The sequence below is a fragment of the Planktothrix sp. FACHB-1365 genome (assembly GCF_014697575.1).
Taxonomy (GTDB): Bacteria; Cyanobacteriota; Cyanobacteriia; order Cyanobacteriales; family Microcoleaceae; genus Planktothrix.
In genome coordinates this window covers 24,435-38,173 of record NZ_JACJSC010000002.1, presented here as the reverse complement: position 1 = coordinate 38,173, position 13,739 = coordinate 24,435, and the positions used below count along the sequence as shown (strand labels likewise).

Below are 13,739 nucleotides of genomic sequence, written 5' to 3'. Positions count from 1 at the left end.
TTTTGACTGTGTTGAGAGTTGCTCGGTTCAACTTGACATTGGGCGATCGCTATGCTAGGGTCGTAGTAACGAACATATAAGTTTGATCAAAACACCCATGCCCATTCGCAATTGCTATTACTTTTATTTTTGGTGTAGCACGGTTCACAGAGAGTGAATCCATTGGTGTATGGAAACTCCCTAGTGAACCGCAGAACAAAGGCTGCGGTTTTTTAATGGTCAACCTTCTTATTTTTACAGCAAAACAGCAATGACAAACTTTATCCAATCTTACTTTTATGGCTTTTATTTTTGGCCCCGAATAGGTTCTGGGTAAAGTTTGCTGCTGTTTTCACAAACGCCAAGCCCGGAACCTCAAAAAGGTTTCGGGCTTTTTAAATGTTTACCGTTTCTATGAACACAAAAGGAGAATTCCCATGTTAGATGCTAAACTCGTTTCTAAAACCCATCCTGAACATCAAACCGTTATTAATATTTCTGATACCGTGACTGTCGGGGGTCAAGACTTATTAATCATTGGTGGCCCTTGTGCGGTGGAAAGTTTAGAACAAATGGAACAAGTCGCCCGCCATCTCGCCCATACTTCCGTACAAATGCTGCGAGGCGGAGTCTTCAAACCCAGAACCTCTCCCTACTCCTTCCAAGGTCTAGCTTTGGAAGGACTTCATATTTTAAAGGGTATTAGTCAACGCCATCATATTCCTGTTGTGACCGAGGTAATGTCTATTGAACAAATTGAATCTGTTGTCACTTATGCGGATATGCTACAAATTGGAAGCCGCAATATGCAGAATTTTGAATTATTAAAAGCTTTGGGAAAAGCGGGTAAACCTGTTCTATTAAAACGAGGTTTAGCGGCAACTATAGAAGAATTTGTGATGGCTGCTGAATATATTTTAAGTCATGGCAACCCGGATGTTATTTTATGCGAAAGAGGTATTCGCAGTTTCGATAATTTCACCCGCAATGTCTTAGATTTAGGGGCTGTTGTTGGTTTAAAACAGTTAACCCATTTACCTGTTATTGTTGATCCATCCCATGCGGTCGGAAAACGAGAATTAGTTGAACCTTTAGCAAAAGCCGCCATTGCTTGTGGGGCGGATGGACTGATTATTGAATGTCATCCTGAACCGGAAAAATCCGTTTCTGATGCTAGACAAGCCTTATCTTTAGAAGATATGGCGGAGTTGGTTAATCATTTACGTCCCGTTGCGGTAGCTGTCGGACGAGAGATTCTTCAGGTTGAATCTCCAGCACTGGCATTCGTTTAATTGCTGTAGAGACGTGCCATGGCGCGTCTTTAGCAGTAATAATAAATAGCAGAATTGTATATAAATACCTGAACCATGACTATTGAAATCAAAGTTCCTTCGATGGTGTGTCAAGCCTGCGCCAATACTATTACCAAAGCCATTAAATCTTTGGATGCTGAGGCTGATGTGCAAATTAATTTAGACACGAAAACGGTCAATATTAAGGGTAAACCGTCGGAAACCGCCGTTAAAGAAGCGGTTGTATCCGTTGGTCATACCGTAGAGTCTTAACCGATAATAGGGTACACCAAAAATTAACAGTCATCAGTCATCAGTCATCAGTCAACCGTTAAGAGTCAACTGTCAATTGTTTTTTGAACCGTGACAACAGCTTCAACTTTAGCTTTTTGTTGTTCAGAATCAATATTGGTAATTGCCCATCGCAGGGGTTCACCGCGTTTTTGTAATTCCGCTTCAATTGCCTGATTTAAATCGACTGGAGATTCCTGTAAATCAATTTCAGCCGTAATAAAATGAGTTGTCATCGTTTGGTTTAATCCTCAATATTTTTTCTTCAAAAACTTAACAAATCAGAGACAGTAGACGGTTAACTGATGAGTGATAACGGGTACAGAAACACCTGAACAAAGCGAGATCCTCGCTACAGCTAACTCTCAACAGCTAACCGTCTACCGTCATTTTAATTAAGAACCTTGACCAAATTGGCGATCATAGACTTCTTCTTCTTTTCCAGGAACCAGTTTTAAATTAGAACGGGGATAGGCGATACAAAGAAGGACATAACCTTCTGCTTGCAGGTCAGGACTTAATCCCATACCCTGACTTTGCTCGACTTCACCTTCGATAATTTGGGCAGCACAGGTAGTACAAACTCCTGCATTGCAAGAATTGGGTAATGTGATCCCGGCATCCAATGCGACTTTGAGGATTTGTTTATCCTCTGGAACTTCGACGGTTTGGACGTTCCCTTGGTCATGAAATTCAACTGTATAGGTTTTAGACATCGTGTTCTTTTTAAACCCTGAACCATTGTATCGCTGAGTGCCACCAATTCCAGTAATGACCTTCCCTAAAAGTTGAGGGTTACGTCAAGTTACTGAAACAGTTTGCATAAACTCTTGTCATCTATCTTAAGATCAATATTTGGCAAAATGATGAACGGAGTTGGATGAGGTTAAAGTTGACAGTTGAGTTTTTTTTATCGGGTGTCTAAGAGTTGAAAGCATTGTGCTATTGTTAATTCACTCCGATCAAGAGTAAAAAGAGAACCCTTGAGCGAAAAGCGAATTTGATCAAAAGAGTGCATTCTACAGGGTCTTTGTGTTATTGCTATAACTAGAGATCAACTTTCACAATACAGTTATGGGGACTTGCTCCATTTTCCGCGCGTCTCGTAAATTGCCTGATCGAGTATTTTGTAGTCTGATTTGCGGATTTTGTAGTGATTTCAGCCTTTCTGATCATCGGATGTGGATAGATTATGGGGAAATGTTAGAGTTAAGATGGTTTATCGCCTCACCCTCTTGTGCCAATTTTTGTAACTAATTAATCAAAAATCTAGCCGATTTCACACGCTAAGTTTGTAGAAACTAGCAGGGAATGCGGAACTTTGATAGGATAGGACGTCTGTGTTCAAAACAATGAAAAATATGAATCAACTTGATCCTTTACTTTGGCACCGATTTTTAAAGATTGCTCAACCCTTCTTTTATCCTTTAGAAGCAGGAAGTGGGAAAGTTTTTTTGAGTTTATTGTTGTTATTATTAATCTTTTTGTTTGCTGCTGTTTTTGTTTTAGTGAGTGGAGTTTCGATTGTAAGTCAGTATATTTTTCCTGATTTCTTTAATAGTATTGCTCCTGGTTTATATAAATCCGTTGCTAGTATTATTTACTCTCCCTCTATTATTATTGTCCTTTTAATGCTTTTAGTTCCCATGGGGGCGTTTTTCCTGTATCGAAATCAAATAAAAATTCGTTGGCAACCTTGGGCATTTTTAAGCGTTCTCTTATTCTTATCCCTATCCGTTAGTGGATTAAATGTCATTATTAGCTATGTGGGTAACTTTTTTACAACGGCTTTAGCTGAAAAAAGTCAGGATGAATTTTGGCGATTTCTTTATGTTTATGCGGGTGTTTTTGTTGTGGGAACCCCCATCGTTGTCTTGTATGGATATACCCGCGATCGCTTAGGGAACTACTGGCGAAAGTGGTTAACGGATGAATTTTTAGATCGGTATTTAAGTCAGCGTGCCTTTTATCAAATCGAATCCGACGGAAAGATTGATAACCCGGATCAACGGATAACCGAAGATATTAAATCTTTTACGATTACCAGTTTAAGATTTTTACTGATTATCCTAGGTTCAATTATTGATGTAATTTCTTTTACTGGAATTCTTTTTTCTATTTCCAAATCTCTTTCGGTTTTTCTGTTAATTTATGCTTTCATTGGGACTTTAATTACCGTTGTAATTGGACGGCGTTTAATTCCCCTGAACTTTAATCAATTAAGACGAGAAGCAGATTTTCGTTATGGGTTAGTTCATGTCCGCGATAATGCCGAATCTATTGCTTTTTATCAAGGGGAAGACCAAGAACTTAACCAAGTTAAACAACGTTTTTTAAAAGCCTTTGAAAACTTTAATTTATTAGTAGGTTGGCAACGAAATGTTAATTATTTTACCAAAAGCTATCAATATGCAGTCATTATTTTGCCTTCGTTAATTTTAGCTCCCATTTATTTCGCAGGAACGATTAAATATGGGGATATTACTCAAGCTAATTTTGCTTTTGCTCAAGTTTTAGGTGCTTTTTCTATTATCGTCAGTGAGATTGAAATTCTGAGTGCGTTTGCCGCCGGAATTAATCGTTTAGCAACGTTTTCTGAATTTTTAGAATATCCAAAAACTGTTTATCGAGGAGATACACAGATTGATTTAACGATTGATTCTCCCCTAGCTTTAGAACACGTTACCCTCAATACTCCTAATTATCAAAAAATATTAGTTAAAGACTTATCTCTGACTCTCGCTTCCGGTGAAGGATTAGTAATTATGGGTCAAAGTGGAGTCGGAAAAAGTTCTCTATTACGGGCAATTGCTGGGTTATGGACATCAGGAACAGGGCGGTTAGTTCGTCCTGAATTATCGTCGATGTTATTTTTACCCCAACGTCCCTATATGATTTTAGGAACATTACGGCAACAATTACTTTATCCCAATATTAATCGAGAGGTTAATGAAACTGAATTACGTCAAGTCTTAAAATTAGTTAATTTAGAAGATCTGCCAGAACGAGTCAATGGATTTGATGCTGAATTAGATTGGGCAAATATTCTGTCTTTAGGGGAACAACAACGGTTAGCTTTTGCCCGATTATTAATCAGTAAACCTCGCTACGCTATTTTAGATGAAGCGACGAGTGCCTTAGATTTAAAAAATGAAGAACTCCTTTACAAGAAATTAGATGAAACCGAAACAACCTATATTAGCGTTGGACATCGGATGAGTTTATTGCGCTATCATCAGCACGTTTTAGAACTCATGGGCGATCAAAAATGGCGCTTAGTTTCAACGAAGGATTATCAAGCTGAAATGAGTTTATTGACTCAATGAAAGGGTGTTTAGGGGGCAGGTACAGGCTTGGGGATAGCCTTAAATGGGTTCATAAAACTGACAGGTATTACAAGGGCCAGAGGGATTCACCGCACAACGCATGAGTTCTGAATGGGCGTTAAACTGACAACTGGCATCCCCAATCACCCAATGTCCATCAATTAACGTTTTATCTTCAGGTCGCTCTACCGATTGTACATATAAGGAAATTTTATGCAGTCGGTAGCGGCCGGATTTGAGTTGATAGCGATGGCGACGCTCTAAAACTGTATAAGTTTGCCCATTCCAGTTGAGATAATGACCGGGTTGTGGTGTCCAATCTAAACAAACACTTCCCAGGGTTTGACGGGGATGGGTCAAAATCACCTCCGTTGGTAATGAATTTAGATCCATAATGGTTTCAGTTCATTCAACTCGTTGTGAGATTGTAGCTTAAAAGGGAACAGGGAACACTTCGACAGGCTCAGTGCTTCGCAGGAAACAGGGAACAGACAGAAAAAAAGTTGAGTGTCTAGGTTGGCGTTATCTGTATTTACCCCCAAGCCTGAATACAATTTAACTCGAAAATTATTTTTGATTATGCCACTGAGTCACTAGGGAAATGGCCCCAATCAAAATTTTATGCTCTTGAACTTGAATTCGGGCGTGTAAGGTTTCCGGGGTATCATCGGGTAAAATTGGAACCGCCGCTTGCATTAAAATTGGGCCTCTATCGACCTCTAATTCGACTAAATGAACGCTACATCCTGTAATTTTAACTTGGGCTTCTAAGGCTTGTTCTACCCCTCGAATTCCGGGAAAACTGGGCAATAAACTAGGATGTAAATTAATAATCTTTTGAGGGAAGGCATCGACTAAAACTTGAGTGACAATTCGCATCCACCCAGCAAAAACAATCCAATCGACATCATGTTCTTTTAAGGTTTTAACAATATCTCGATCTAAATCTTCCCGTTTTTTATAGTGGCGATGATTTAAAAGAATTGTTTTGACTCCAAATCGTTGCGCTCGTTCTATGACTTTAGCATCGGGATTATTATAAATTAAAACTTGAATTTGAGCATTGAGTTGTTGATCTTGAATGGCTTGAGCAATAGCCTCAAAGTTGGTTCCGCTTCCAGAGGCTAAAACGCCAATTTTTAAAGGATTACCTTCCACAAATAAAGGAGAAGGAATAGGAGGAGAAATTAAACAGGAGGTTGAATCAATTCCCGTTAGCGTCGCATTCATTGAGAGTTTCACCCATTTATATAATAACTTTAATACAGTTTAAAGGCTTAATAGCGTATTGTAAAATATAGCAGTTATGGAAACAAGGTTAGAACATGGACTGATATTGAAACCAAGGACGGTTAAATTTTTTTACCCCTGTTCGGTGTTCGGTGTTCGGTGTTCCCTGCTATATTTTGAGAAAACTTTATTAAAATTGATTCAGGTTATGGCTTCTTCACCTATTTCTCAGAAACAGCTTCTGGATCAAGATGCAGTCATGGCTTGGATTTTTCTGGCTCCAGCTTTGCTGCTGATGGGGATCTTTATTGTATGGCCAATTGGGTATTTATTTTACCTCAGTTTTACCCAAGGGAGTTTTACACGGTCTGGGGTTTACGGGGTGGGACTGAACAATTATGTGCGTTTATTTCTGAGTCCTGATTTTTGGCAAGTGCTGTTTAATACAATTTATTTTACCGTCGCAACGGTAATTCCAATTTTGATAATTCCTTTAGGATTAGCGGTACTTTTAAATCGAACTTTTGCTTTACGAGATATTCTCAGAACAGCTTATTTTATTCCCTCCATTACTTCCTTAGTCGCCGTTGGTTTAGGATGGCGTTGGTTATTTCAATTTAATGGCCCCGTCAATGGATTATTATCCCACATTGGACTTGATCCGATTCCTTGGTTAAGTAGTACAATCTGGGCAATGCCTGTGTTAATTTTACTCAGTATTTGGAAACAATTAGGGTTTAATTTAGTAGTATTTTTAGCAGGGTTACAAGCAATTCCTCAAACTCGATATGAAGCAGCCGAATTAGATGGGGCAAATCCTTGGCAACAATTTTGGTACATCACCTTACCCGGTTTACAACCTACTCTTGTTTTTGCAACGGTAACAACGGCTATTTTTACCTTAAGAAGTTTTGAGCAAGTTTATGTAATAACCGGAGGCGGCCCCTTAAATTCAACCAATGTTTTAGTTTATTATATTTATGATCAAGCCTTTGCTCAATTTGATTTTGGTTATGCAGCCGCAGCAGCAACTATTTTACTAGCGATCGCTTTAATTTTAGTTTATATTCAATTGAAATTGTTTGGAGAAAATTAATCTAAATTAATCTATAGCAACCTAAGCAATTGTTAGAACATAAACTATCTGTTCCCTGTTCCCTCCTCTACAAACAATTCGCACATAAAATCCCCGATGCTGCCACGGCGGGAACTCCAATACCGGGTTGGGTACTATCTCCCACTAAATATAAGCCTTGAATGGGGGTAAATGGCCCTGGAAATCTCCCTTGACCTGCAACAATGGCAGGGCCATAAGTGCCTTGATAACGTCGTAAATAGCGAGCATGGGTTAAAGGAGTTCCGATTAATTCTAGGGTGGTTCGTTGGCGCAAATCGGGGATAATTTTTTCTACAGCACGATATAAAGGTTCGGCTTTTTCACGTTTCTTTTGAGTATAACCGTCATCTTTTTTCCACCCGAAAAAGGGTTCTAAGGTATAGGCATGAATGAGATAATGACCGGGTGGAGCTAAATTTTTATCCCAAACAGAAGGAATCGAAATCATACAGGTATTGCCCGGAACAGTAATATCAAGGTTGCTATCATGAACCACAACATGATGCCCCGTTAGTTCCTCTAATCCGTCAGCTTTAAGTCCTAAATGTAGGTGCATAAAACTATCCACCGCCGGAGTATTTAAGGCGGTTTTACGATAGTCTGGAGGTAAATTTGAGGGATTTAATAAATGGGTATAGGTATCCCAAATTGTGGCGTTAGAGATGACAATTGGAGCCTGAAATTCTTCTCCCTTTCGAGTTTTAACACCATACACTTTTCCCCCGTGAACTAAAATTTTTTCAACGTGGGTTCCTAACTGGATCTTTCCTCCAAATCGAGTTAATCCTCGCACCAAAGCTTGAACAATCGCTTGACTACCTCCGAGGGGATATTCAATCGGAGAATAATTCCGTTCACCTATCATAAAAGCAACTTCTGGAGTCACCGTTCCTTCTGCTTTTAATCCTGATAATAAAAAACATTCTAAATCAATTAATCGTCGTACCCAAGGGTCGTGAACAGTTTGGTCAACGATTTTACCCACTGAACTTGAAATCTCACCCAAGACAGGCAGTAATTTTAATAAAGAAAAGCCATAATTTGTAATTAATTTAGGAATGACTTTCCAATCAGCCCGTAACTCAATGGCAGGAATTTCTTTTAAGCCTTGATAAACTTTCAGTAACCGATGTTCAAATTGGGCAAATTCTAGCGCGCCTTCGGGTGTAAATTGAGCAATAGCCTTTCGATAACGTTCGCTATTCCCATAAACGGCCAAAGACCCTTCAGGAAAATGATAATGTCCTAGAGGGTCATAGACCACCGTTGCCAGGGACTCCCCCAAACGAGTTAAAACTTGCTGTAAAGGATTTAAACTCTGGGAATTACTCAGTCCACAATAAAACGAGGGGCCTGAATCAAAATGGAAGCCCTGACGAGAAAAACCCTGTGCTGCTCCTCCCGGCAAGGTATGACTTTCTAAAATCATGACCTGTTTACCAGAGTGAGCCAAAAGAGCGCCTGCTACTAAGCCACCGATACCACTGCCAATGACAATTACATCAAAATTTTGCATCCGTATTGATCAGGTTGTGGAGGTTAAGCGATAAGATTTTACCGCTATTTTAATAAAAAATAGCGTAAAATATACTAGGCTACTCCGCATTAAAATTATATTCTAGGATGAGGAAGGGAAAATGGGGAATGAAAAATAGAAATTTGTGTTTGTACAATTGAGATGTATTTTAGTGGATCATCAGGGATGCGTGCATTTCTTCTGAATAGTCCTTTAACGGGATGTAAACTTAAGCAGATTCGGAGTGTATTCAAGCCTTTAAAGGTTTTGAAAATAGAACAGAGGAGTCATAATCCCTCAAAAAATTCTAATCAATTTGGGTAAAAATGATCCTCTAAATAACCGATTATGAGCGATAAGTTTCTATTTCCTCCTCAGTACCACCTATTATTAACAAAACCCTAGTACCGGATACGCTTAAGTCACTTCATAAATTGTTGACTTTCTGTATTGGAGACTAAAATGCCAACCCCGTCCCGTCTAAATGAAGTTGCTCAAAGTTTAGAATCTGATCCGAATTCAACGCGGATTAAGAAAGTTCTGTTATGTGCTTATAATGGCAAATGGGAAAATGATGCTCAAATTTTAAATGCAACTAATTTAACTCATATACTCCAAAATATTTATCAAAAATATCCTCAATTTGAACCCCTTAAAATTAGTCTCAATAATATTTTATCTCGTCTTAATAAAAAGAATGAATATGGTCGTGTTATTCACAGCATTGAAGAACAGATCACTCAACTTTATCTTCCCTCTCTTTCGGAAGAAAATTCCGAAGTTAATCAACCGTCAATTACAGCATCAGAAACCGTAAAAATTAGTCCTGAAGAGTTAAATTCTCTGTCCTCTGTCTATTTAAGTCAAGTAACTTCGCCGGATGCCAGAAGCAATATATCGGATTTATTTGATGTGCGATTTAAAATCATGCAGCATACTAATCCCTTACGGGCAAAACTGGTGATTTTTTCGAGTTTAGAAAGAGAATTTAATTATCGAGATGAAGATTGGTCACAACTGAAAAATCAAAGTTTGGATAATTTACTGCGCCAACTCTTACAAACTTTTCCTAATTTAGAACGGCTTAAATCTCATCTTTATAAGATGGCGGAATATTTAGAAGATGTGGATGAAAATATACAAGTTGTAACGGTGATTTTAGAAGCTCTAAATCATTATTATGAACCTAAACAAAAATCTTATGCAGAGATTGCCGAATCTTCCCCGCCTTCGATTTTACAGCAACATTTTTTAACGAGTCAAGCCATTGATATTAATGAAAGTGAAACCCTGCATTTATTAAATCCTAATCCCCAGGACTTTCAATTTGCCTTAGACAAGGGAGAGACTGTTCAGGTTCCATCGTCCATCAGTCAAAGTAGTCTTTCTGATTTTACCTTAGCAACATCTATTAGTAATATTGAGATTGCAGAACCTGATGTAGAAGACAACAGTGATATTATTCAAAAAAGGCTAAAATTGGAGTTAAACGTTGAGGAAAAAATTGAGCATAGTGTAGCTGATTCTTTAGTACCATTAACAACAATTTTAAAGCATTTGGAGTTATCTCTTAACCAAGAATTAAAAAATCAGACCCCTGAAGTTCAATTAGAAATTAAATATAAATCTTTAAGAAAGTTTATTCATCTGCTTCACGATAGAATTGCAGATTTAGGGATGGTAATTAATCAATCGGAAGTCGAAGATCAACAACGATTATTGTTGAATAAGACCGTGATGATGGATGGAGGTGAAGACCCAGAGAACCTGCAACACCGACTGACTCAACCCCAATTGCTGGAACTCGCCAGACAGGGCCATGCAAAAGCGATCGCAACGGTAATCAGTCAATTCCTTAAACCGAAGCGGATTAACACGCTTGCAAAGTCAAAAGACGCTTGCTTGCACATTATACTAGAGTCAGATCAAGTGCCAAATCAAGCGACTATGAGTCAATTTGTTTATCAAAAACTTTTGGATTTGAAAATCATATCAATTCAGAAGATCAAAGTTTACGCTCGAACTCCTGGCAATAAGTCAATGGCTTGGGTGCAAGAATTTACCTATACGGGGACTTATCAATAATTAATTATGGATGAGGAAACATTACTCGAACAGTATCGAGCGGGACAAAAAAATTTTAAAGGAATTAATTTAAGGGGTGCTGAACTTAGTCGTGCGGACTTGATTGGTGCTAACTTAAGTGGTTCAGATTTGCAAGGAGCCAACTTTGTTTTTGCTTATTTGAATGGAGTTAATTTTTCCCGCGCTAATCTTAGAGGTGTCCGATTTAATGGTGCAATTTTAAATAAAGCCAACTTAAGCGGAGCTAACCTCAGCGATGCAGAATTTCATGGAACAATTTTACAAGGCGCAGATTTTAAAAAAGCCAATTTAGCGTTAGCAACCTTACTGGATGTTAACCTAATTCAAGCGGATTTAAGAGGTGCTAATTTACAAGGAGCCGATTTAAGAGGTGCTTGTTTAAGGGGGGCAAATTTGCGCTATGAACCGAGAATTTATGAAAGTGTGAATTTACGAGGTGCAGATTTAAGAGGTACAGATTTACAAGGGGTCAACTTAACCGGGGCAGATTTAACCAGAGCCAATTTAAGTGGAGCTAATTTAACCGAAACGGTCTTACGCGGTGCAATTTTAACCCAAGCTAACTTAAGTCAATCGAACTTACAATCAGCCTTTTTAACAGAAGCAGTTCTGACAGAAGCCAACTTAATTGGAGCCAATTTAAGGAAAGTCAAATTTGAACGAGCGATCTTAAATGATGCCCAATTACCAGGAGTTTCTTTATGTGATGCCATTCTTCCCGATGCTCAACTCAGTAATGCTAATTTAAGCAATGCCGATTTGAGTCGGGCTAATTTAGTTCGTGCCGATTTAACTCGAACTAACCTAAATTCTGCTAATCTTACCCAAGCGGATTTAACTGATGCTTCTATTGCTCGAACCAACTTAAGAAATGCCAATCTAAGTTATACCTATTTAACTCGCGTAGAGTTGAGCAGTTCTAATACGGCTGGGGCTATTTTGCATGGTGCTATTATGCCTAATGGTGAAGTTCATGATTAAACATTAAGGATTAAGAATTAATTCCTTTTTTTCCATCTTGTCTCCCTAACTCATAAATTCCCCCACTCAGACAAGCAATAATTCCCACACTAATTGACCAACTTTTATCTAAAGCAATTTCAGTCCCCCAATTCAATAACGTTCCGACAATTAAAAAGGGAACAATGCTAAACAAAGACGCATAAAACGCATTTTGTGACTCTCGACCTTTACGGGTGCGCTCATATTCGGTTTCCGAAGTATATAACATTCGTTCGGCATAATTAAACCAACGATTTAATTGGTGTATCACCCATTCACTCACGGGAGAGAAGCCCCAATACAACGCTAAAGACCATAGGGTTGCGCCTGCAATCAGGGTCGGGTCAAAATGAAATTCAAAGGGAAAAAGATCAAGTAGCATGGGGATAAGGTTTAAGAGTTTATAGAAGTTTACCTATTCTAAATGAAAAAATTGCTAAAATATCAATAAAAGTCATAAATAAAGTGATATGAACCTTATCCGTTTGATTGCTGCTGTTTTCTTACCCCCCTTGGGCGTGTTTTTAACCGTTGGTTTTGGGGGCGCATTTTGGCTGAACATCCTGCTGACTCTACTTGGATTTATTCCCGGAATCATTCATGCTGTTTGGGTGATTGCTAAAAATGATCCCAATTAATTGAGATCAAATTCTACTCCCTCTATTCCTATCCTGATTATTAGAGCATAAGAATAGGGGGTGTTGGGGTTTCCTAAGACTCGAAAAGCCTTATCCTGTAAAAACAATAATTCTAACAACTCAAACGACAATGGAAACAGTGAATCACCAACTCAACATTCAAAAAACAGAACATTCCCGACTTCCTTCAGAACCCTTACATCATATTCCCTTTGGTCGAATTTTTAGTGATCATATTTTTGTGGCTACTTATGATAATGGAACTTGGGAAGATCTAAAAATTATGCCCTATAGTAACTTGACCATGACTCCAGCAATGGCAGTTTTACACTATGGTCAGGCTGTTTTTGAGGGGATGAAAGCCTATAAAAGTGTAACGGGAGAAACGTTAATTTTTAGACCCGATGCTAATTTTAGACGGATTAATAAATCGGCTCATCGACTGTGTATGCCCCCCATTCCTGAAGAAATTTTTATGGAAGGATTAAGGGAATTAATTCGTTTAGATTCTGCTTGGATTCCTGAATCAGAAGGGAGTTTATATATTCGTCCGTTGTATTTTGCTACCGATGAATTTATTGGGTTAAAACCTTCAACTCACTATACTTTTATTATTATGAGTTGTCCGGTGGGAGCTTATTATTCCGAACCCGTTAAATTAATCGTTACTGATAAATATATTCGAGCTTGTGAAGGCGGAACAGGGGCGGCAAAATGTGCTGGAAATTATGCAGCGAGTTTATTAGCAGATAAAGAAGCTAAAGCTTTAGGGTATGATAACGTCATTTGGCTGGATGGCATTCATAAGAAATATGTGGAAGAATGCGGCACCATGAATTTAGCTTTTGTGATTGATAATGTCGTGGTAACACCGCAATTAACCGGAACAATTTTAGAAGGAATTACACGGGATAGCGTGTTAACGTTATTCCGAGATCAAGGTGTTAAAGTCGAAGAACGATTAATTCCCATTGAAGAAGTAGCAGAAGCTTATGACAAAGGGATTTTACAAGAAGCCTTTGGAATGGGAACTGCTGCGACTATTGCTCATATTTCTAAAATTGGATATCAAGGACGAGATTTAATTTTACCCCCCATTTCTGAACGCAAATATGCTCAATCTATTTTAGAACAATTAGAAGCGATTAAAACCGGAAAAGTACCCGATCCCTATCATTGGATTTGGAAAATTTAACCGCAAAAGGTGGGTAAAAACCCACCTCAGTTGGGTCTGTAAGAACA

General features: G+C 38.5%; 14 protein-coding genes. 8 read left to right on the top strand and 6 right to left on the bottom strand.

Annotated features, from left to right (window positions below; all coding sequences use genetic code 11):
• Positions 1-416: 416 nt before the first annotated feature.
• Positions 417-1,271 (top strand): 3-deoxy-7-phosphoheptulonate synthase, encoded by an 855-nt coding sequence (gene aroF, locus H6G57_RS04425; protein ID WP_190516385.1) that lies wholly within the window; start codon positions 417-419, stop codon positions 1,269-1,271.
• A 75-nt stretch (positions 1,272-1,346) separates the two neighbouring features.
• A complete protein-coding gene (locus H6G57_RS04420) occupies positions 1,347-1,544 on the top strand; it encodes a heavy-metal-associated domain-containing protein (RefSeq protein ID WP_072720756.1) in 198 nt (65 codons plus the stop codon).
• Between the two features lie 65 nt (positions 1,545-1,609).
• On the opposite strand, the gene H6G57_RS04415 is transcribed toward H6G57_RS04420, so the two are convergent.
• Both H6G57_RS04415 and H6G57_RS04410 read right to left on the bottom strand, forming a co-directional pair.
• Entirely contained in the window at positions 1,610-1,798 is a 189-nt protein-coding gene (locus tag H6G57_RS04415; RefSeq protein ID WP_190516383.1) for a hypothetical protein, read from the bottom strand.
• A gap of 159 nt (positions 1,799-1,957) precedes the next feature.
• Positions 1,958-2,278, bottom strand: a complete 321-nt coding sequence (locus tag H6G57_RS04410) for a 2Fe-2S iron-sulfur cluster-binding protein (protein WP_190516382.1) — start codon at positions 2,276-2,278, stop codon at positions 1,958-1,960.
• 645 nt (positions 2,279-2,923) lie between these two features.
• Between H6G57_RS04410 and H6G57_RS04405 the strand changes: the two genes are divergently transcribed.
• The gene (locus H6G57_RS04405; protein ID WP_190516380.1) at positions 2,924-4,888 is read left to right on the top strand and encodes an ABC transporter ATP-binding protein/permease; all 1,965 of its coding nucleotides are present in this window, start codon (positions 2,924-2,926) and stop codon (positions 4,886-4,888) included.
• A 39-nt stretch (positions 4,889-4,927) separates the two neighbouring features.
• On the opposite strand, the gene H6G57_RS04400 is transcribed toward H6G57_RS04405, so the two are convergent.
• Together H6G57_RS04400 and purN are read right to left on the bottom strand one after the other, a co-directional pair.
• Complete coding sequence (locus H6G57_RS04400) at positions 4,928-5,281, bottom strand: DUF6464 family protein (RefSeq protein ID WP_190516378.1); 354 nt, start codon at positions 5,279-5,281, stop codon at positions 4,928-4,930.
• Between the two features lie 174 nt (positions 5,282-5,455).
• Complete coding sequence (gene purN, locus H6G57_RS04395) at positions 5,456-6,118, bottom strand: phosphoribosylglycinamide formyltransferase (RefSeq protein ID WP_190516376.1); 663 nt, start codon at positions 6,116-6,118, stop codon at positions 5,456-5,458.
• Positions 6,119-6,326: 208 nt separating this feature from the next.
• On the opposite strand from purN, the gene H6G57_RS04390 reads away from it, so the two are divergent.
• A complete protein-coding gene (locus H6G57_RS04390; RefSeq protein ID WP_190516375.1) occupies positions 6,327-7,214 on the top strand; it encodes a carbohydrate ABC transporter permease in 888 nt (295 codons plus the stop codon).
• 67 nt (positions 7,215-7,281) lie between these two features.
• On the opposite strand, the gene H6G57_RS04385 is transcribed toward H6G57_RS04390, so the two are convergent.
• Positions 7,282-8,751, bottom strand: a complete 1,470-nt coding sequence (locus tag H6G57_RS04385; protein WP_190516373.1) for an NAD(P)/FAD-dependent oxidoreductase — start codon at positions 8,749-8,751, stop codon at positions 7,282-7,284.
• A 462-nt stretch (positions 8,752-9,213) separates the two neighbouring features.
• On the opposite strand from H6G57_RS04385, the gene H6G57_RS04380 reads away from it, so the two are divergent.
• A complete protein-coding gene (locus tag H6G57_RS04380; protein WP_190516371.1) occupies positions 9,214-10,836 on the top strand; it encodes a hypothetical protein in 1,623 nt (540 codons plus the stop codon).
• Positions 10,837-10,842: 6 nt separating this feature from the next.
• Positions 10,843-11,838: a pentapeptide repeat-containing protein gene (locus H6G57_RS04375; protein ID WP_190516368.1), complete on the top strand. Its 996-nt coding sequence runs from the start codon at positions 10,843-10,845 to the stop codon at positions 11,836-11,838.
• Positions 11,839-11,848: 10 nt separating this feature from the next.
• Here H6G57_RS04375 and H6G57_RS04370 read toward each other — a convergent pair whose 3' ends face one another.
• Positions 11,849-12,241 carry a hypothetical protein gene (locus H6G57_RS04370; RefSeq protein WP_190516366.1) on the bottom strand — a complete coding sequence of 131 codons (393 nt, stop codon included), beginning with the start codon at positions 12,239-12,241 and terminating at the stop codon, positions 11,849-11,851.
• An 88-nt stretch (positions 12,242-12,329) separates the two neighbouring features.
• On the opposite strand from H6G57_RS04370, the gene H6G57_RS04365 reads away from it, so the two are divergent.
• Together H6G57_RS04365 and H6G57_RS04360 are read left to right on the top strand one after the other, a co-directional pair.
• Positions 12,330-12,497, top strand: a complete 168-nt coding sequence (locus tag H6G57_RS04365; RefSeq protein WP_190516364.1) for a YqaE/Pmp3 family membrane protein — start codon at positions 12,330-12,332, stop codon at positions 12,495-12,497.
• A gap of 130 nt (positions 12,498-12,627) precedes the next feature.
• Positions 12,628-13,692, top strand: coding sequence for a branched-chain amino acid aminotransferase (locus H6G57_RS04360; RefSeq protein WP_190516362.1), 1,065 nt, complete (start codon positions 12,628-12,630; stop codon positions 13,690-13,692).
• The last annotated feature ends 47 nt before the right edge of the window (positions 13,693-13,739 follow it).

Coding starts and splice junctions, on each gene's coding strand:
- H6G57_RS04400 (WP_190516378.1), bottom strand. CDS start 5,281: ATGGATCTAAATTCATTACCAACGGAGGTGATTTTGACCCATCCCCGT.
- H6G57_RS04370 (WP_190516366.1), bottom strand. CDS start 12,241: ATGCTACTTGATCTTTTTCCCTTTGAATTTCATTTTGACCCGACCCTG.
- H6G57_RS04385 (WP_190516373.1), bottom strand. CDS start 8,751: ATGCAAAATTTTGATGTAATTGTCATTGGCAGTGGTATCGGTGGCTTA.
- H6G57_RS04415 (WP_190516383.1), bottom strand. CDS start 1,798: ATGACAACTCATTTTATTACGGCTGAAATTGATTTACAGGAATCTCCA.
- aroF (WP_190516385.1), top strand. CDS start 417: ATGTTAGATGCTAAACTCGTTTCTAAAACCCATCCTGAACATCAAACC.
- H6G57_RS04410 (WP_190516382.1), bottom strand. CDS start 2,278: ATGTCTAAAACCTATACAGTTGAATTTCATGACCAAGGGAACGTCCAA.
- H6G57_RS04360 (WP_190516362.1), top strand. CDS start 12,628: ATGGAAACAGTGAATCACCAACTCAACATTCAAAAAACAGAACATTCC.
- H6G57_RS04375 (WP_190516368.1), top strand. CDS start 10,843: ATGGATGAGGAAACATTACTCGAACAGTATCGAGCGGGACAAAAAAAT.
- purN (WP_190516376.1), bottom strand. CDS start 6,118: ATGAATGCGACGCTAACGGGAATTGATTCAACCTCCTGTTTAATTTCT.
- H6G57_RS04420 (WP_072720756.1), top strand. CDS start 1,347: ATGACTATTGAAATCAAAGTTCCTTCGATGGTGTGTCAAGCCTGCGCC.
- H6G57_RS04365 (WP_190516364.1), top strand. CDS start 12,330: ATGAACCTTATCCGTTTGATTGCTGCTGTTTTCTTACCCCCCTTGGGC.
- H6G57_RS04380 (WP_190516371.1), top strand. CDS start 9,214: ATGCCAACCCCGTCCCGTCTAAATGAAGTTGCTCAAAGTTTAGAATCT.
- H6G57_RS04405 (WP_190516380.1), top strand. CDS start 2,924: ATGAATCAACTTGATCCTTTACTTTGGCACCGATTTTTAAAGATTGCT.
- H6G57_RS04390 (WP_190516375.1), top strand. CDS start 6,327: ATGGCTTCTTCACCTATTTCTCAGAAACAGCTTCTGGATCAAGATGCA.